This window comes from Pseudomonas sp. GX19020 (genome assembly GCF_023371075.1).
In the GTDB taxonomy this organism is placed as follows: Bacteria; Pseudomonadota; Alphaproteobacteria; order Rhodobacterales; family Rhodobacteraceae; genus Pseudogemmobacter.
Genome location: NZ_JAMCCR010000002.1, coordinates 98,543 through 114,284 on the forward strand (window position 1 = coordinate 98,543; position 15,742 = coordinate 114,284).

General features: G+C 63.9%; 17 protein-coding genes. 8 read left to right on the plus strand and 9 right to left on the minus strand.

Annotation, left to right across the window (positions count from 1 at the left end; all coding sequences use genetic code 11):
* Nucleotide 1: 1 nt before the first annotated feature.
* Complete coding sequence (gene rlmH / locus M3484_RS05155; RefSeq protein ID WP_092900777.1) at nt 2-472, plus strand: 23S rRNA (pseudouridine(1915)-N(3))-methyltransferase RlmH; 471 nt, start codon at nt 2-4, stop codon at nt 470-472.
* Between the two features lie 77 nt (nt 473-549).
* On the opposite strand, the gene secB is transcribed toward rlmH, so the two are convergent.
* Together secB and M3484_RS05165 are read right to left on the minus strand one after the other, a co-directional pair.
* A complete protein-coding gene (secB, locus tag M3484_RS05160; RefSeq protein ID WP_249496030.1) occupies nt 550-1,050 on the minus strand; it encodes a protein-export chaperone SecB in 501 nt (166 codons plus the stop codon).
* Nucleotides 1,051-1,226: 176 nt separating this feature from the next.
* Nucleotides 1,227-1,763 carry an FxsA family protein gene (locus M3484_RS05165; RefSeq protein ID WP_249496031.1) on the minus strand — a complete coding sequence of 179 codons (537 nt, stop codon included), beginning with the start codon at nt 1,761-1,763 and terminating at the stop codon, nt 1,227-1,229.
* A 152-nt stretch (nt 1,764-1,915) separates the two neighbouring features.
* Here M3484_RS05165 and M3484_RS05170 point away from each other — a divergent pair, with 152 nt between their 5' ends.
* The 5 genes from M3484_RS05170 to gph all read left to right on the plus strand — a co-directional run bounded on the left by M3484_RS05170 (nt 1,916) and on the right by gph (nt 5,636).
* Complete coding sequence (locus M3484_RS05170) at nt 1,916-2,575, plus strand: Tim44/TimA family putative adaptor protein (RefSeq protein ID WP_092900768.1); 660 nt, start codon at nt 1,916-1,918, stop codon at nt 2,573-2,575.
* A gap of 9 nt (nt 2,576-2,584) precedes the next feature.
* Nucleotides 2,585-3,619, plus strand: a complete 1,035-nt coding sequence (gene mltA / locus M3484_RS05175; protein WP_283258321.1) for a murein transglycosylase A — start codon at nt 2,585-2,587, stop codon at nt 3,617-3,619.
* A gap of 3 nt (nt 3,620-3,622) precedes the next feature.
* Nucleotides 3,623-4,198 (plus strand): Smr/MutS family protein, encoded by a 576-nt coding sequence (locus M3484_RS05180; protein WP_249496032.1) that lies wholly within the window; start codon nt 3,623-3,625, stop codon nt 4,196-4,198.
* Between the two features lie 92 nt (nt 4,199-4,290).
* Nucleotides 4,291-4,983 carry a ribulose-phosphate 3-epimerase gene (rpe, locus tag M3484_RS05185; RefSeq protein ID WP_249496033.1) on the plus strand — a complete coding sequence of 231 codons (693 nt, stop codon included), beginning with the start codon at nt 4,291-4,293 and terminating at the stop codon, nt 4,981-4,983.
* A complete protein-coding gene (gene gph, locus M3484_RS05190) occupies nt 4,980-5,636 on the plus strand; it encodes a phosphoglycolate phosphatase (protein ID WP_249496034.1) in 657 nt (218 codons plus the stop codon). The genes rpe and gph overlap by 4 nt, the downstream gene beginning before the upstream one ends.
* Nucleotides 5,637-5,661: 25 nt before the next feature.
* Here gph and M3484_RS05195 read toward each other — a convergent pair whose 3' ends face one another.
* The 3 genes from M3484_RS05195 to clpS are packed head-to-tail and all read right to left on the minus strand — an operon-like array spanning nt 5,662 to nt 7,892.
* Nucleotides 5,662-6,474: an SDR family NAD(P)-dependent oxidoreductase gene (locus M3484_RS05195; protein ID WP_092900754.1), complete on the minus strand. Its 813-nt coding sequence runs from the start codon at nt 6,472-6,474 to the stop codon at nt 5,662-5,664.
* 26 nt (nt 6,475-6,500) lie between these two features.
* The gene (locus M3484_RS05200) at nt 6,501-7,487 is read right to left on the minus strand and encodes a class I SAM-dependent methyltransferase (RefSeq protein ID WP_249496035.1); all 987 of its coding nucleotides are present in this window, start codon (nt 7,485-7,487) and stop codon (nt 6,501-6,503) included.
* 36 nt (nt 7,488-7,523) lie between these two features.
* Entirely contained in the window at nt 7,524-7,892 is a 369-nt protein-coding gene (gene clpS, locus M3484_RS05205; protein WP_249496036.1) for an ATP-dependent Clp protease adapter ClpS, read from the minus strand.
* A 150-nt stretch (nt 7,893-8,042) separates the two neighbouring features.
* On the opposite strand from clpS, the gene M3484_RS05210 reads away from it, so the two are divergent.
* On the plus strand, nt 8,043-8,750 hold the full coding sequence (locus tag M3484_RS05210; protein ID WP_249496037.1) for an HAD family hydrolase: 708 nt from the start codon (nt 8,043-8,045) through the stop codon (nt 8,748-8,750).
* A 183-nt stretch (nt 8,751-8,933) separates the two neighbouring features.
* Nucleotides 8,934-10,985: a serine hydrolase gene (locus tag M3484_RS05215; RefSeq protein ID WP_249496038.1), complete on the plus strand. Its 2,052-nt coding sequence runs from the start codon at nt 8,934-8,936 to the stop codon at nt 10,983-10,985.
* 261 nt (nt 10,986-11,246) lie between these two features.
* Here the strand turns inward: M3484_RS05215 and ccoS are convergent, their stop codons facing one another.
* Genes ccoS through ccoG form a run of 4 tightly spaced genes read right to left on the minus strand, consistent with a single transcriptional unit; the run spans nt 11,247 to nt 15,623 of the window.
* Nucleotides 11,247-11,408, minus strand: a complete 162-nt coding sequence (gene ccoS / locus M3484_RS05220; protein ID WP_092900746.1) for a cbb3-type cytochrome oxidase assembly protein CcoS — start codon at nt 11,406-11,408, stop codon at nt 11,247-11,249.
* Between the two features lie 9 nt (nt 11,409-11,417).
* On the minus strand, nt 11,418-13,628 hold the full coding sequence (locus tag M3484_RS05225; protein ID WP_249496039.1) for a heavy metal translocating P-type ATPase: 2,211 nt from the start codon (nt 13,626-13,628) through the stop codon (nt 11,418-11,420).
* A 10-nt stretch (nt 13,629-13,638) separates the two neighbouring features.
* Nucleotides 13,639-14,190 (minus strand): FixH family protein, encoded by a 552-nt coding sequence (locus M3484_RS05230; RefSeq protein ID WP_249496040.1) that lies wholly within the window; start codon nt 14,188-14,190, stop codon nt 13,639-13,641.
* Nucleotides 14,187-15,623 (minus strand): cytochrome c oxidase accessory protein CcoG, encoded by a 1,437-nt coding sequence (ccoG, locus tag M3484_RS05235; RefSeq protein ID WP_249496041.1) that lies wholly within the window; start codon nt 15,621-15,623, stop codon nt 14,187-14,189. Before ccoG ends, M3484_RS05230 begins: the two co-directional genes overlap by 4 nt.
* Nucleotides 15,624-15,742 lie beyond the last annotated feature (119 nt).

Below are 15,742 nucleotides of genomic sequence, written 5' to 3' on the forward strand. Positions count from 1 at the left end.
CATGCGGGTTCATCTTTGCGTGGTCGGGCGGCTGCGTGCCTCGCCCGAACGCGATCTGATCGACGATTATCTTGACCGTTTCGGCAAGCAGGGCCGCGCGCTGGCGCTTGGCCCCGCTGCCGAGATTGAGGTCGAGGACAAAAAAGGCGGCGGCATGGAGGCCGAGGCCGCCCTTTTGTCACGCGCGATTCCTGCCGGCGCGCTGATCTGCACCCTGGATGAACGCGGGCGGCAGATGTCATCGCCGGATTTCGCGGGTCTGCTGGCGAAATGGCGCGATGCCGGGCGCCAGGACCTGGCTTTTGTGATCGGCGGTGCCGATGGTATTCACCCTGACCTCAGGTCCAGGGCCGATCACTCGATCAGTTTCGGTGCGATGGTCTGGCCTCATATGCTGGTGCGGGTGATGCTTGCCGAACAGCTGTACCGTGCGGCAACAATCCTTGCGGGCGGGCCCTATCACAGGGTCTGAACGCACCCTCCGGGAAAGCAGAAAGGCGGCAGATCGCTCTGCCGCCTTTGTCATATTCTGCGCCTGTTGCGCGCGGATCAGTTGGTGACCAGCGGTGCTTCGGTCTGCGCGGCCTGACGGCGCGCGATTTCCTGACGGTAAAGTGCCAGGAAATCGACATTGTCGATATTCAGCGGCGGGAAGCCGCCATCGCGGGTGACATCCGAGATGATGCGGCGCACGAAGGGAAACAGCAGGCGCGGGCATTCGATCAGCAGGAACGGATGCAGCTGATCCTCAGGCACGCCATCGATCAGGAAGGTCCCGCCATATTCCAGTTCGAGCAGGAACAGCGTTTCGGAATTGGTTTTGTTCTTCGAGGTGACCTTGAATTTGGTGATCACGTCATACTGGTGCTCGACACTGCGCTTGCGCGCATCAAGGCTGACCGCAACCTGCACATCGGGCTGCACTTCGACGCCGGCGAGGCCCTTTTGCACCACGACATTTTCAAAGCTCATGTCGCGGATATACTGCGCCAGAACCTGCATCCGGACCTGCGGAGCCTGAGCCCCGTTCGCACCTGTTTCTTCGGTCATCGAAATCCTCCTGGAATTTGCGCGGGCAGAGGCAGTTTGCCCGCCCGGGGGCGCGCCGCGCCAGTCAAAGCTACCGCCTTCCCCTAGCAGAGCGGGGGGCCGCGCTCAATGGCAAGCTCCGGGGCCGGCCCATGGGGCGGCTCCGGTTCCAGGACCGGGCTCAGCTCCCGCAGCGGCTATTCGATTTCGGTCCAGCGCGACGGGCGGTTGCGGCCAGGACCCGCGGGATGTTCGGGCGGTACTTCGACCCATTCACCATCGACCGTCACATCGCCTTGCTGCATGCCGGCCTGCCCCCTGCCCGCGCCAGTCTGATGCTGCGAAAACGCGCCGGCGCCCATGACGCTGACGCGGGCCAGCACTGCGCCTTTCACCAGGCTCTGCACCGGTGGCAGCAAAAGCAACAAACCAAGCGCATCGGTCAGAAACCCCGGCAGGATCAGCAAGACGGCTGCAAGCCCCCGCATCAGCCCGGTAACCGGCGCATCGGCCGCCAGCGCCGCCCCGCTCAGCCCCCGGTTCAGACCACCGTTGAGGCCGTTGCGCAAAAGCCCGGCGCCGCGCTGCGCCACCATCCGCAGGATCACAATGCCGACAACCGCCGTCCCGACCACCCAGGCAAGGGTCGCCCAGAGGCCAATCCAGCCCCCGACAACCACAAACAAACCGATTTCAATCAGTGGCCAGGCCAGAATCAGCAAAAAACGCGGCATTTTGGGGTCCTTGTCGAAAGCATCATTGTCGCAAGGTTTACTTGCGGCCTGCTAAAACCTACATAGGAGATCAATCACGCCTCCCCAAGCCTTTGCCGCACCTTCCGGCCATTGCGACAGGGCGGCGACAGTGTTTTTTGGCGGGATGACCGATGAATTCCATGCTTATCCAGCTCCTGGTCCTTGCCGGGGTCGCTATTTTCCTGGTTCTCAAGCTCCGTTCGGTGCTGGGAACCCGCGACGGTTTCGAAAAGCCACCGCTCCCGCTCGAAGATGCGCAGGCCCCGGTGAAACGCGATTTCGAGGTGATCGAGGGCGGGCCTGACCGTGACATCACCGATCATGTGGCTGAGGGCTCGGATGCCGCAAAGGCCCTTGCGGGCATGAAAAAGGCCGAACCCTCCTTCGCGCTGACGCCGTTCCTCTCGGGCGCGCGTCAGGCCTATGAGATGATCCTTATGGCCTTTGAGCGTGGCGATCTCGACCCGATCCGCGATTTCCTCGGTGACGAGGTCGAGGCCAGCTTTACCGAAGTGATCCAGGCCCGCGAGGCGCGCGGACTGACGGTCGAGGCGAATTTCGTCGGGCTGAAGGAAATGGCGCTGCAAGAGGCGACATTCGACCGCGTTTCCGGCTTTGCCGAACTGACCGTGCGCTTTGTCGGCGAGCTGACTTCGGTGGTGCGCGACAAAGACGGCACGGTCATCGAAGGCGACGCCAAGGCCGTCAAACGTCAGCGCGATGTATGGGTCTTTGCCCGCAAAATGGGGTCGGACGATCCGAACTGGCAGCTGGTCGCCACCGGCGACTGATCTGATGCCATGCTGCTGCGCCCTCTGGTCATCGCATTACTGGTCGGACTGGCTGCGGTGACGGGCGCGGATGACGCGCGCGCCGAGATGGTGGAGTTCGAATCCCTGTCCGGCTGGCGCGAGGGCGGACAGCTTGAGGCACTCGAGGCGTTTCTTGTCACCTGCAACCAGCTTGATGCGCCTTACTGGCGGCCGGTCTGCAAGCTGGCCGGCGATGTGCCGAAAGACGATGCCTCGGCGCGGGCGTTTTTTGAACTCCTGTTCCGCCCGGTGATCATCGGCAAGCCACCGGCGCTGTTCACCGGCTATTACGAGCCGGAGCTGAACGGCTCGCCGGTCCGCACGCCCATCTATGCCTGGCCGCTTTACCGCCGCCCGCCGGATCTGCAGGACGGTATGGTCCATTACAGCCGTTCCGAGATCGAAGCCGGGGCTCTGCGCGGGCGCGGGCTGGAGATCGCCTGGATCGATGATCCGGTTGAGGTGTTCTTTCTGCATATCCAGGGCTCGGGCCGGGTGAAGATGACCGATGGCTCGACGATCCGACTGGGCTATGCGGGCCGCAACGGCCATGCCTATCGCTCCGTCGGGCAAGAGATGGTGCGGCGGGGTATGTTCGCGGCGCATCAGGTCTCGGCCCAGACCATTCAGGCCTTTGTGCGCCGCAATCCGGCCATCGGGGCCGAATTGCTGAACCACAACCCCTCTTATATTTTCTTCCGCAAGATCAGCAATCTGGCCCCGGAAAAGGGCCCGATCGGTGCGATGGGCAAGTCAATCACGCCGATGCGCTCGCTGGCGGTGGATCCGGCTTTCGTGCCGCTGGGCGCCCCGGTCTGGATCGAGAAAGAGGGCCAGGCCGCCCTCAGCCGGCTGATGGTGGCGCAGGATACCGGCGGCGCGATCAAGGGCGCGCAGCGGGCGGATATTTTCTACGGCTATGGCGACCGCGCAGGCGATGCCGCCGGGATCGTGCGCGATGGCGGGCGGATGGTGCAGCTTTTGCCCATCGACCGCGCTTGGGCGCTGACCGGGGGGAACTGAGCCATGGCACGGCGACGGGTGCTCCGCCCCGAGGAGCGTGACCTCTGGCAGGCCGTGGCGCGGACCCTGCGCCCGATGCATGGCATTGAGAACAGTGCGCTCCCCGAGGATCTGGTGCCGGAGGCCATCGTCCCGAAAGAGACGCTTCCCCTTCCCCTCCCGCCGCGTGAGCCGGTGCTGCCGCGCTTCCGGCTGGGGGAAAAGGCGGTACCCGTGCAAAAGCCCGCCGCGCCGCCGCCTTTGCGGATGGATGCGGGGCTTCACAAGAAGATGATCCGCGGCAAGATCGCCCCCGAGGCACGGATCGACCTTCATGGCATGACGCTCGCCGTGGCGCATCCCGAACTGATCGCCTTTCTCCTCGGCGCGCAGGCTGCGGGCAAGCGGCTGGTGCTGGTGATCACCGGCAAGGGCAAACAGGTCTATGAGCCGGTGCCGCGCCCCATCGGCGCGCTGCGCCATCAGGTGCCGCACTGGCTGCGCCTGCCGCCTTTGTCGGCGGTAGTACAGGAGGTGACCGAAGCGCATCTGAAACATGGTGGCACCGGCGCCTTTTACGTCTGGCTGCGACGCGGCTGACCCCGCGCGGCGGATGTTGACCACATTCCGCTCTGGCACCAGGACCCGATCACGGCTATTTCAGGCGCATCCCAGTCGGAAAGGCACTGAAAATGAGCTTCTCGCGCGCGATCAAGATCGCCCCTTCGATCCTCTCAGCCGATTTCGCAAATTTCGGCGCTGAATGCGAAGCGATCGAGGCCCAGGGCGCCGATTGGGTGCATGTCGATGTGATGGACGGGCATTTCGTTCCGAATATCACTTTCGGCCCGGCGACCTGCGCCGCGATCCGTCCGCATATCAAGGGCGTGATGGATGTCCACCTGATGATCGCGCCAGTCGATGCCTATCTCGAATCCTTTGCCAAAGCCGGCGCCGATTTCATCTCGGTCCATCTTGAGGCGGGCCCGCATATGCACCGCTCGCTTCAGGCGATCCGGGGATACGGCGTCAAGGCAGGGATCTGCCTCAACCCGGCAACCGGGATTGAATCGGTGGAATATCTGCTCGACCAGATCGACCTGATCAATGTGATGACGGTCAATCCGGGCTTTGGCGGGCAAAAGCTGATCCTTTCGCAGATCGACAAGATCCGCCGCCTGCGCGCCATGATCGGTGACCGCCCGATCCATATCGAGATCGATGGCGGCGTCACCACCGAAACCGCGCCGCTGGTCGTTGCTGCCGGTGCCGATGTGCTGGTGGCGGGTTCGGCGGTCTTCTCTGGCGGGTCGGTGAAAAACCCCGCACCTTATGGCGAGAACATCCGCGCTTTGCGCGCCGTGGCCGAGGCGGCCCGCCAATGACCGCCTCTGCAACCCCGGTAATCTTCGACCTCGACGGCACGCTGATCGATTCCGTACCCGATCTCCGGGCCGCGCTGAACCAGGTTTTCGAGGCCGAGGGCCTGGCGCCTTTCGACCTCCCCACGGTCACCTCTTTCATCGGCAAAGGCATCGCCAATCTGGTGCAGCGCGCGATGGAGACCCGGGGCGTTGACATGGCGCAACATCCCCGGCTGGTTACCGCGATGGAGGCCGCATATGAGGCCGATCCCACCGCGCGCACGCGGATCTATCCCGGAGTGATCGCGGCGCTTGACGCATTGCAGGCCGCTGGCCACCCGCTTGGCATCTGCACCAACAAGCCCGAGACAGCAGCACGGATCGTCCTCGACCAGATGGGGCTGACCGGCTATTTCGCCGCCATCGTCGGCGGGGGCCGTGTCGCGCTGAAGCCGGATCCCGCGCCGCTGCATCTGTGCATCAGCGAACTGGGCGGCGGGACGGCACTCTATGTCGGCGACAGCGAAGTCGATGCCGATACCGCGGTCGCAGCCGGTCTGCCTTTCCTCCTCTTCACCGAAGGCTACCGCAAATCGCCGGCCGAAGAGATGCCGCAGACAGCGCGGTTTTCGGATTTTTCGGAACTGCCCTGGCTCGTGGCCGAACAGGGCTGAAGCCCGGCGCCCCGGGACGCAGGCGTTAAAACGCAGGCGCGGCCACTGCATCCAGCAGCCCGCGCCCGCCATCCACCACCAGCACCTGACCGGTGACAAAGCGTGACGCATCCGAGGCGAGATACTGGATCGTCTCGACCAGTTCGTCGGGTGCCGCGATCCGGCCAAGGGGCGTGCCGCTCTCGATCCGTTCCCGCAGCGCGGGCACTTCTTTCAGTGCCAGTTGCAGGCTTGCGCTCATCACCGAGCCGATCGAGACCGCATTGACCCGTATCCCTTTCGGCGCCAACGCCACGGCGAGCGTCCGCGTCATCTGCTCCACCGCCGCCGAGGCCATGGAATAGCCCAGCAATTCGGGCTGGACCCGGACCGCCGCCACCGATGAGAAATTGATGATCGAACCGACAGCGCCATATTCATCCGGCTCGCTGCCGGCCGCGGCCTGGATCATCCGTTTCGCCACCAGCTGGCTGAGCCGCAGCGTCGCAACCACATTCTGCTGCCAGAGCGTCTCGACATAATCCGCCTCAGGGTTCAGCACGTCTGAGATCTGGCAGCGGCGCGCGGCATTAACCAGAATGTCGATCCGCTCAAAAGCCTCGATTGTGGCCGAGACCAGGTTCACCAGCGTCAGTTTTTTCGTCAGATCGCCGGGGAAAAGCCGCACCGAGCTTTCGTCCTGGGCCGCCTCGCCCATCTCGGCGATCAGCCGCACCTCATCCGCATCGGCCAGCATGACCCGCACGCCCTTGTGGATCAGATGGCGCGCGATGGCGAGACCAAGGCCGCTGGCGGCGCCGGTAACAATGGCGGTCTTGCCGGAAAGCGAAAAGGACATGCTGGGCCTCGGGGTTCTGGCGGCGCTTAGCGGGTCGGGCGGCGCGGCTTGATGGCGCGGGTCACGCGGAACGCATTGGTCTGCGCGACCGTCTCATATTCCAGGAAATGGGTGGTCAGCGCCTCATCATAGGGCAGATGGCGGTTGGCGACCATCCAGAGCGCCCCATCCGGCGCCAGCATCTTCCGCGCCGCCTGGATGAAGGCCAGCCCCAGCCTCGGATCAGAGCTGCGGCCGATATGGAAAGGCGGGTTCATCACCACGGTCTCGACAAGGCTTTCCGGGCGGAAATTCAGCGCATCTGCCCAATGGAACCGGGCGCGCGCGTCCTGGATATTCTCGCGCGCGCAGTTCAGCGAAACCGCTTCGGCCTCGACCAGATCGAGCCTTTTGACGCTGGTCCGCGCAAGGATCGTTTGCGACAGATAGCCCCAGCCCGCGCCCAGATCGACCACTTTCGGGCCGAGCTTTTCAGGCAGCGACTGTGCCAGCAGCACCGATCCAGGATCCGGCCCATCAGCGGAGAAAACTCCCGGCCGGGTGATGAAACCGCCCCCGATCTCGCGCGGGCGGGCGGCCCATGCTGCCAGTTCCGGTCCGGCGGGGAAGGCCGCTATACGGCCATGCGCCTTGGAAATCGGGCCCGACAGCGCGACGAGCGGCTTCAGATCCTTCAGCGCGGTCTCGATACCATCGGTCTTTTGCCCGTCTACCAGCACCTGCCCGCCCGGGCTGACCGCTGCTGCCGCCTCGGCCAGAAGTGCACGTGCGTATTCGCGCGCGCGCGGCACACAGACAAGCGCAGCCGCCCAGGGCCCCTCGCCTTCGACCGCGTAACCGCGTGCCGCGAAATGGTCGCGGTCGGGACGAAAGCTCGTCAGCACAGTGGTACGATCTTTCGGAAGGGCAGAGAGGTCATCGCCTTCCTGCGGGCGATAAACGGCAATCCTGCCTTCTGAAGGAAGCACAAAAAGGCCCTGTTCCAGGGCCAGCTCTATCCGGGATGCACGCATGTTCCGCCTGTAACGCGAGGGCCAGTTTTGCCCGCCTTACTCTTTTTCCATCGTGCATTGAAGCGGGTGCTGGTGACGACGGGCGAAATCCATCACCTGGGCGACCTTGGTCTCGGCCACTTCGAACGAGAACACGCCCACCACGGCGAGACCCTTTTTATGAACCATCAGCATGATATCAAAGGCCTGAGCATGGTTCATCCCGAAGAAGCGTTCCAGAATATGGACCACAAATTCCATCGGTGTGTAGTCATCGTTCAGCAGCAGGACCTTATAAAGCGGCGGGCGCTGTGTCTTCGGCTTGGGCTTAGCGAGAAGCGATGTCTCCTCGCCCGGCGCGCCACCCGACCCACCGGCGCCCGGACCATTTTCGCGGTCAGACAGGGTAAACGGGTTATAGGCCAAATCGGGTTCTCCGGCTGCTGAAAGGATTCGCATTGTCTTGAATCTGACAGGAATATAATCGCTTTTCTCACCACGAAAAGAGCCACGAGAGTGTTAAGATCGCATTGATGCATCAACGCCCGTGTCACAACAACACCGGGGAACCGCCAGATGATCACCTCCATCGGCTTTGATGCGGATGATACGCTGTGGCAGAATGAGGCGTTTTTCCGCCTCACCCAGGAATATTTCACCGATCTCCTGCACGATTACAGCGACCCGCATCAGCTGCATGAGCGGCTGCTTGCGGCGGAAAAGCGCAATATCGGCGCCTATGGCTATGGGGTGAAGGGCTTTACCCTGTCGATGATCGAAACCGCGATCGAGGTGACCGAGGGCCGTGTGCCGGCCTCGGTGATCGCGGAACTGCTGGGCGCCGGGCGTGCGATGCTGGATCATCCGGTCGAACTGATCCCCCATGCCCGTGAAACGGTCGAGGCGCTGGCGGGGCAGTATCGGCTGATCCTGATCACCAAGGGCGATCTTTTACATCAGGAGCGCAAACTGGCGCAGTCCGGGCTTGGTGATCATTTCGACGCGGTCGAGATCGTTTCGGAAAAGACGCCCGAAATGTACCAGAAGATCTTTGCGCGCCATGGCGAGGGGGCATCGCGCGCGCTGATGACCGGCAATTCGATGCGTTCGGATGTTGTGGCACCGCTGGAGGCGGGCGCCTGGGGTGTGCATGTGCCCAACGGACCCGCCTGGGAGCTGGAATCCGCCGATGAACCGGTGGAAAACCCCCGCTACCGTCACCTTGCGGACCTGTCTTTCCTGCCCGGATTGCTGCAAGACCTCTGCCAGGCCCCCAGGAAATAGCGATGTTTGCGGCCATTCACCCTGGATATGGCGGGTGAAACATAGCTGCATCAGGTGAAATTTCCACGAAAACCCCTTGAAATTTCCGGGTTTTCCACCAGGGTGACCTGTGCTAGCCTGTCTGTCAGGCAGAAGTGAGATCCCATAAAAACCGGGGTCCGAAACAGGCAAAGGATCGGCGACGTGGCATCGCTTATCGGGCGGTTTATCCGCAGCATCACGCTATTCATTGCGCTTTTTGCGCTGATTCTTCCTGCGCTGGCGCCGACTCCGGCCCATGCTGCACCCTTTGCTGCGATCATCATGGATGCGCGCACCGGCGAGGAGCTCTGGTCGCAGAATGCGGATACACGGCTGCATCCCGCCTCGCTGACCAAGATGATGACGCTCTACATCACCTTCCAGGAGATCCAGGCCGGGCGCCTGTCGCTTGATACCGTGGTCACCGTGACGAAACATGCCGCCGCGCAGCCGCCCTCACGGCTGGGGCTCAAGGCCGGGCAGCAGATCAAAGTGCGCTATCTGATCCGCGCCGCCGCGATCAAATCCGCCAATGATGCGGCTTCGGCGCTTGGAGATCATATCGGCGGCAATGAGGCGGCTTTCGCAAGCCGCATGACCCGCACCGCCCGCGCGCTCGGGATGAAGAACACCACCTTCAAAAACGCCAATGGGCTGACCGCGACGGGCCATCTTTCGACCGCGCGCGATATGAACCTGCTCGGGCGGCACCTGTTTTACGACTTCCCGCAATTCTACAACATCTTCTCGCGCCGCACCGCTGATGCCGGCATCGCCAAGGTGGTGAACACCAACAGCCGGTTCCTTGATGGCTATGAAGGCGCGGATGGCATCAAGACCGGCTATACCGTGCCCGCCGGGTTCAACCTGACCGCATCGGCCAAGCGTGGCGACAAGCGCATCATTGCCACTGTCTTTGGCGGCACATCGACCGCACAGCGCAACGCCAAGATGGTCGAACTGATGAACAAGGGCTTTAACCTCGCGAAGAATGGCGTGCGTGAAAAGCGGCCGGCGGCCGCCGGTATCCAGGGCGGCGATGCCGTTGCCGCCGACCTGCTTGCCGATAACAGCCCGGCGGCCATCGACACGCCGAATGTGCCCGGTGGCGCCGCCAAGACGCTGCGCGTGTCTGGCGCGATGACCAGCTCGCCGCGTCCGAAAGCCCGGCCCGCCCGGGGAGGTGCCTCCGAGGCGCTGATCGCCGAGGCGGCGCCGGTCGTGGTGCCGGATGCGCTTTCGGCGGCCATTGCAGAAGGCGTCGAATCGGCTTTGGCCGAAGCCACCGCCGTTCCGCCGCCGCCCGGCACGCTTGAGGCGCAGGCCGTCGAACTTGCAGCCGCATCCGGGGGCGCATCCGAAACGGTTGACCCGCAAGCGGTCGAGGCGGCGCTGGCCGTCGCGGCAGCTGCGACACCGGTCGCCGAAGAGGCGCCGGCTGTGGCAATGGCTGCGGTGGCACCAGCCCCCGCTCCGGGCAGCCTTGAGGCCCAGGCTGCGGCACTGGCCGCGGGTGGCGCCCCGGCAGAAACCCCGGCGCCCGAGACCGTTGCCCCCGCCGCGCAGGATGTGGCTCTGGCCGGGCTGCGGCCAATGCCCCGCCCTGAACATGTGACGCGGGCTGCAGTTGTGCCCGATGCTGCACCTGAAACGCTGCTGGCTGAAGTCGCCCCTGCACCCGCTCCGGTCTATGAGCTTGTCGCACCGGCTGCCGAACCGGCTGCTGAAGAGATCCGGCTTGCCGGGGTCAGCGATGTCGCTCCCGAAGTGGTGTCGGAACTCCCTGCCCCGTCGGGATATGAGGGCGCGCTGACAGCCGTGGAAACCGTGGCGGCGGATGCGCGAACCATGGTCACCGATCCCGAGGCCCCGACCCGTCGCGCGCCGATCTTTGAACCCGTCCGCATGGCGGCGGCAGAGCCCGTGCCCGAAGCTCCTGCTGAAGAGCTGGTCGTCGTGTCGAAATCGACCTCGGGCGGGCGCGGTTTTGGTGTCGCGGTCGGCGCCTATAATTCGCATTACGAGGCCGAACGCGCGCTTTTGCGCACCGGCTTGACCGAAAGCGCCACGCTCGACCAGGGGCTGCGCAAGGTCACGCAGAAGGGTGGAAAATACCGTGCCTCCTTCCTGGGCCTCACCGAAGACCAGGCTGACCTTGCCTGCCGCCGGCTGCGCGCACGCGGCACCGCCTGCGAGACGATGGGGCCGGCCTGAGCCTCTCCGGCTGACAGGTTTGACTGAATGCAAAAGGCTCCGGGATCAGATCCCGGAGCCTTTTTCGTTCCCCCTGCCCCGTCACTCCGCCGCAGCCGCGCTTTCCGGCGTCGGAACATGGGCAATCTGACAGGCCAGGACCGGCCCCGGAACCAGGACCGCAGCCATTGCAGACAGGATATGTCGCATCCGGTGCCCCCTCACGTCACTCAGCGTCATCCAGCGCCCATGTGAGACGGTCGCGAAGTCAGGAAATCCCACTCAATCCGGGCGCGGCTTGTCGTCCCAGTCTTTCGTCAGGATGCGGCTGGCATCGCCTTCGGGGTCGTCAAACTGCCGTGACCGCATGGCCCAGATGAAGGCAAGAAGGCCAATGCCCCCCATAAACAGCGAGACCGGGATCAGGATGCCAAGGATTTCCATAAGCGCTCCCTATTTCAGACGCAGGGCATTGAGCGAGACCGTAATCGAAGACAGCGACATTGCCAGCGCCGCCGCAAGGGGGGTTGCGAGGCCGAAAAGCGCCAGCGGCACTGCCACGATATTATACCCGGCGGAAATCCTGAAATTCCCGACGATCCGCTTCGAGGCCTGACGCGAAATGCGGATCGCATCGGCGATAGGTGCGATATTCTGGCCCAGAAGCACGATATCCGAGGCCACCCGCGCCGCATCCAGCGCCGAGGCGGGCGAGATCGAGACATAGGCCTCGGCCAGCGCCGCCGTATCATTCAGCCCGTCCCCGACCATCAGGACCCGGGCGCCCCCGGCCCGCAGATCCCGGATCCGCGCGGCTTTCTCAGATGGCAAAACCCCTGCCGACCAGTCGTCAATGCCAAGCTCTGCCGCCAGTGACGACACCGCCGCCGCATTGTCCCCCGACAAAAGGATCACCCGCTGCCCCCCTGCCTTCAGAGCGGTCATCAGATCGGCAGCACCAGGGCGCAACCGGTCAGAGAAGGTGAAGGCACGCGGCGCGCCCTCGCCGGTGGAAAGCCAGGTTGCGGTCTCGCTGCCCGCGTCTGCGCCGCACCATTCGGCGCGGCCAAGACGAACGCGCATCCCTTTCCAGCAGCCTTCGATCCCATAGCCGGGCATCTCGCGGATCTCCTCAACCCGGGCAGGGCGTATGCCTGCGGCGCGCGCCGCACCGGCAAGCGCCATGGCCAGCGGATGCGACGAGGCCGCCGCCAGTGCCAGCGCCACCTCGCGCGCGGGCAGCGGGTGATCGTCGAGATTCGTCACCAGCGGCTGGCCCATGGTCAGCGTGCCGGTCTTGTCGAAGACCACGGTATCGACCTGTGACATCCGCTCCAGCGCGGTGCCGTCCTTGATCAGCATCCCCTTGCGGAAGAGCTTTCCGCTAGCAGAGGTCAGCACCGCCGGAACGGCGAGGCCAAGCGCACAGGGGCAGGTGATGATCAGCACCGCCGCCATGATATTGACCGACAGACGGAAATCGCCGCCGGTCCAGATCAGCCAGCCGGCAAAGGCCGCAGCTGCCAGCACATGCACGATCGACGAATAGGCATGCGCCGCGCGTTCGGCCAGAGAGGTGTAGCGGGTCTTTGCGGCCTCGGCCACCGCGACCAGATCGGCCATCTGATGCAGCGAACTGTCCTTGCCCGCCGCCGTGACGCGCAAAGTCAGCGGGCCGGTCAGATTGACCTCTCCCGCCGATACCTGCGCGCCGGGAAGGGCTGCGACCGGCAGTGTCTCACCGGTCAGAAGGCTGCGGTCGATCTCGGAGGCGCCGGCAGTCACCACGCCATCAACCGGCATCCGCCCGCCGGGGCGCACGAGGACCAGATCACCGACCGCAACCTCGCTGATCGGTTTGACCAGTTCGGCGCCCTCCGTCAGCACGATGGCGCGCGGCACTTCCAGCGCAGCCAGTTCCTGCGCAGCAGAACGCGCAATCGCCCGGGTGCGGTGATCGAGATAGCGCCCGATCAACAGAAAGAAAGTCAGCATCACGGCGGCATCGAAATAGGCATGCGGCCCGGAATTGATCGTCTCGAAAATCGAGATGAAACAGGCCAGCACAATCGCGAGGCTGATCGGGAAATCCATCCCGAGCCGCCCCGCCTTCACCGAGCGCCAGGCGCCCCTGAAAAACGGCTGCGCGGAAAACACCACGGTCGGCAGCGCGATGGCGCCGGAAATCCAGTGGAACATGTCGCGCGTCGCCCCATCTGCGCCGGACCAGACCGCCACCGACAAAAGCATGACATTCATCATGGAAAAGAAGGCGACACCCATCCGCATCAGAAGATCGCGGCCCTGGCGATCGGTCTCGGTCACCGACAAAAGCCCCGGATCCAGCTCATGCGCCTCATAGCCGGCGCGATCCAGCACCTGAACCAGGTCGGCGGGCGTGATCTCTGGCCCGGCATCGACCGAGACCCGTTTCAGTGTCAGATTGAGCCGTGCCGAGCGCACCCCCGGCACTGCCTGCAACGCCTTTTCCACCGTCGAGATACACTCCGCACAATGCGCCGCGGGCAGCGACAGCACGATGCGCGCATCCTTCACCACCCGCGCCAGATCGGCGGCAGCGGGGGCGACGACACAGGCCGGGCAGGCCGAAATGCCGCCGGGACTATCAGACATCCGGTTCAGATCGCTGGCCGTCATGCTCATGATTCTGACCTCAGCCCTTTGGTGCCACGGTGAAATCCAGCCGGCGTTCAAAAGGCGTGCCATCCTGCGCGATGGCCTGCACCTTCATCATCCATTCGCCCGAGCCAAGCTCGACCGCCGCCTCATAGCCTTTCCCGGTCCAGCGGAAATCGGGGCTCTGGTCATCCCTCGCGATGGTCACGCGGCCGATCAGCGCTTCAAGCGCGCGCGCCTCGACCGGCTGGCCGCTGGTATCGGTGATCGTCAGGGACATCCGGCCCGGCTCGTAAACCTGCTCGATCCCCCAGCCAAGCGCCTCCTGCGCCTCGCGACGCCCGTCGAATCCCCGGCCCGCAACGTAAGAGCTTTGCACCTCGAGCCCCGGAAAGGTCGATACCGCCTTGAACGCCATGAAGACATTCACCGCCGTGATGATCCCGAAGAAGGACAGCACCGCGAACAGCACTTTCCCCCCTGTCAGCTTGCCGCGCCGGAACCAGAGGCCAAAGCCGATCACCACCAGAACCAGCGGGACGAACAGAAGGAACATCGGCTGAAAGCCCGGAAGCTGGAAGTTGCTCATGGTTGATCGCCTTTGCCGTTGAAGACCGTGTCTTTCGACACAAGATCGGTGGTATCTTTGACGCCGGGCACCGGCTCGCCCTCGATCCAGAGCCGGATATCGCTGCGCTGCGCTCTGGCTGCCGCCGTCCCGGGTGCCGCCGTAACGTAAAGCCGCACATGCGCGGTCTCATTGGCCGGAACCTCGATCCGTCCCCCTGTGCCGCCTTCGACCGACAAAGCCAGCGCCGGGTCTTCGACAGAGAAGGAGAACCAGCGGGCCTCGCCTTCCATATTACGCAGACGGATCTCGTAGGTGTTGCGGATCGTGCCGTCCGAGAGCGTCACAAAGGTCGGATTGCGCACCGGAGTGACGTTGACATCAATCGGGCTGCGCAGGAACAAAGCCGCCACCAGCGCCGCCCCGACCCCGGCCCAGAGCAGGGTGTAAAGGATTGTGCGCGGGCGCAGAACATGTTTCCAGGCCGGAACCGCAGGCTCGCCCCTGCGCTCGCGCGCCTCGTCGGTCAGCGCGAGATAGTCGATCAGGCCGCGCGGCTTGCCGATCTTGTCCATCATGTCATTGCAGGCGTCGATGCAAAGCCCGCAGGTGATACAGGCCAGCTGCTGACCGTCACGAATGTCGATCCCCATCGGGCAGACATTGACGCAGGCCATACAGTCGATGCAGTCGCCCTTCTCGGCGCCTGGCTTGCCGCGCGGCTCGCCGCGCCAGTCGCGATAAGCGATGGTGATGGTCTCTTCATCCATCATCGCGGCCTGAATCCGGGGCCAGGGGCACATATAGATGCAGACCTGTTCGCGCATGAACCCTCCGAAGACGAAGGTGGTCATGGTCAGCGTCAGCATGGTGATCCAGGCGACGGGGCTGGCGCTGAGCGTCACCAGGTCACGCAGCAAAGTCGGCGCATCGGTGAAGTAGAAGATCCAGGCACCGCCGGTTGCAAGCCCGATCAGGAACCATGCCGTCCATTTCACCGCGCTTTTGCGGATCTTCTCTGCCGTCCATTTGCTCCGGTGCAGACGGATGCGGGCATTGCGGTCCCCCTCGATCCATCGCTCGACCAGGATGAAAAGGTCGGTCCAGACGGTTTGCGGGCAGGCATAGCCACACCAGACCCGCCCTGCGGCCGAGGTGAACAGAAACAGCCCCAGCCCCGCCATGATCAAAAGACCCGCAACGAAATAGAATTCATGCGGCCAGATTTCTATCATGAAAAAGAAAAAGCGGCGATTGGCCAGGTCCACCAGCACCGCCTGGTCGGGCAGGTTCGGCCCGCGATCCCAGCGAATCCAGGGCGTGATGTAATAAATGCCCAGCGTAATCGCCATGATCCACCATTTCGCGGTGCGAAAATGGCCTTTGACGCGGCGGGGAAAGATCGGCTCACGCGCCGCATAAAGGCTCGGCGGGCTGGCTTCTGGTATGGACACGGACTCGCTCCGGAATCGGCTGTTGCAGTTTGGTATCGCAGACCGGCAGCAATCCGGCTTTGACATGCGTCAAATATTCCATGGGCGATTCAAGTTTGATCCTGTGCGGTGCCGCAGTG

Bases quoted from the DNA above. Each gene is read 5' to 3' on its own strand.
- gph (WP_249496034.1), top strand. From the start codon at position 4,980: ATGACCGCCTCTGCAACCCCGGTAATCTTCGACCTCGACGGCACGCTG.
- rlmH (WP_092900777.1), top strand. From the start codon at position 2: ATGCGGGTTCATCTTTGCGTGGTCGGGCGGCTGCGTGCCTCGCCCGAA.
- mltA (WP_283258321.1), top strand. From the start codon at position 2,585: ATGCTGCTGCGCCCTCTGGTCATCGCATTACTGGTCGGACTGGCTGCG.
- M3484_RS05170 (WP_092900768.1), top strand. From the start codon at position 1,916: ATGAATTCCATGCTTATCCAGCTCCTGGTCCTTGCCGGGGTCGCTATT.
- rpe (WP_249496033.1), top strand. From the start codon at position 4,291: ATGAGCTTCTCGCGCGCGATCAAGATCGCCCCTTCGATCCTCTCAGCC.
- secB (WP_249496030.1), bottom strand. From the start codon at position 1,050: ATGACCGAAGAAACAGGTGCGAACGGGGCTCAGGCTCCGCAGGTCCGG.
- M3484_RS05180 (WP_249496032.1), top strand. From the start codon at position 3,623: ATGGCACGGCGACGGGTGCTCCGCCCCGAGGAGCGTGACCTCTGGCAG.
- M3484_RS05225 (WP_249496039.1), bottom strand. From the start codon at position 13,628: ATGAGCATGACGGCCAGCGATCTGAACCGGATGTCTGATAGTCCCGGC.
- M3484_RS05200 (WP_249496035.1), bottom strand. From the start codon at position 7,487: ATGCGTGCATCCCGGATAGAGCTGGCCCTGGAACAGGGCCTTTTTGTG.
- M3484_RS05210 (WP_249496037.1), top strand. From the start codon at position 8,043: ATGATCACCTCCATCGGCTTTGATGCGGATGATACGCTGTGGCAGAAT.
- M3484_RS05230 (WP_249496040.1), bottom strand. From the start codon at position 14,190: ATGAGCAACTTCCAGCTTCCGGGCTTTCAGCCGATGTTCCTTCTGTTC.
- ccoS (WP_092900746.1), bottom strand. From the start codon at position 11,408: ATGGAAATCCTTGGCATCCTGATCCCGGTCTCGCTGTTTATGGGGGGC.
- M3484_RS05165 (WP_249496031.1), bottom strand. From the start codon at position 1,763: ATGCCGCGTTTTTTGCTGATTCTGGCCTGGCCACTGATTGAAATCGGT.
- M3484_RS05195 (WP_092900754.1), bottom strand. From the start codon at position 6,474: ATGTCCTTTTCGCTTTCCGGCAAGACCGCCATTGTTACCGGCGCCGCC.